This is a genomic window from Fodinibius sp. SL11 (genome assembly GCF_052060035.1).
Taxonomy (GTDB): domain Bacteria; phylum Bacteroidota; class Rhodothermia; order Balneolales; family Balneolaceae; genus Fodinibius.
In genome coordinates this window covers 1-1,272 of sequence record NZ_JBPOEA010000037.1, presented here as the reverse complement: position 1 = coordinate 1,272, position 1,272 = coordinate 1, and the positions used below count along the sequence as shown (strand labels likewise).

Below are 1,272 nucleotides of genomic sequence, written 5' to 3'. Positions count from 1 at the left end.
TAAGGTACTCCCCAATGTCTAGACCAAATAATCATAAAATTAAGATAGAATTGGGTTGATAAAGCACAGGATTAACCGAACTATTGTTTAAATAAACCTGTGCAGGGGTATGGTAATCAAGCGACTGATGCAACCGCTCATGATTGTAAAACTCGAAATATTCTTTCAAACCAACTCTGGCTTGACTGACTGTATCAAACTGGCGTAAATACACGCATTCGTACTTTACTGACCGCCAAAGCCGTTCTACAAAGATATTATCCAACGCCCTGCCACGACCGTCCATGCTTACAGCAATGCCCGAATCAATCAGCGGCGTGGTAAATCTTGGGCTGGTAAACTGCGAGCCTTGATCCGTATTAAAAATCTCACAGCGTAGACCATTGTGCAGTAATTTGCCCACCGTATCAATGCAGAAATCTGCTTCAAGTGTCGTTGATAGCGACCAGTCTAAAACGTAACGGCTGTACCAATCAATCACCGCCATCAAATACACAAAGCCCTTAGACAGGCGGATGTAAGTGATGTCCGTACTCCATACCTGATTACAGCGGATAATGGGCACATTCCTAAGCAAATACGGGTAAACTCGATGCTCAGGGTTAGGCTTACTCGTGTTAGGATGCTGATAGATGGCGTCTAATCCCATTTGCCGTAGTAATCGCCTAACTCGCTTTTGTCCTACTGGATGACCCAATTGCCTTAAATGAGCAGTCATACGCTTTACCCCGTAAAATGGGGTTTTGGTATATTGTTCGTCAAGTAGGTTCATTAAGGTGATATCAAGCTTACTGATGGGCTTTGGCTGATAATACAGACTTGAGCGGTTAATACCAAGTAGTTCACATTGCTTACGAGTACTGAAATCCTTATTGTCAGGCTCTAGCAGTTGTTTACGAGCATTTAGGGTAGCTGTGAGGACTTTTTTTTAAGCCAGTCTCTCTCGCTAATGACTTGCCCTAATTGCCGATGCAGTTCATCGATAGTGGCTTGCTGGGCTTGTTCGTTGTCGTGCTGTTTGGTGTTAAAGGCACTTGGTATGACAGCCAAAGCTTGCTTTTTCCAGTTGCTGATTTGGGTGGCATGAACACCGTATTCAGTAGTCAGCTCATTGATTGTCTTGTGCTCTTTGATGGCTTCAATGGCAACTTTGCTTTTAAATTCAGCATTGTGACGTTTACGAACTTTTGTCATTAGATAGACCTCTTTGCTTAAGGGCTATTCTATCTTATTTGCTATGATTTTTTGGTCCAGTTTTCTGGGAGTATTATA

1 protein-coding gene is annotated in these 1,272 nt (G+C 42.8%); it reads right to left on the bottom strand.

Features of this window, described 5'->3' with window-relative positions:
* Window positions 1-31: 31 nt before the first annotated feature.
* Window positions 32-1,194, bottom strand: a protein-coding gene (locus ACQ76V_RS16005) for an IS3 family transposase (RefSeq protein ID WP_441001508.1) whose coding sequence is annotated in 2 segments (ribosomal slippage) — window positions 32-921 and window positions 921-1,194 — 1,164 coding nt in all. Because the reading frame shifts where the segments join, the coding sequence is not laid out codon by codon here.
* Window positions 1,195-1,272 lie beyond the last annotated feature (78 nt).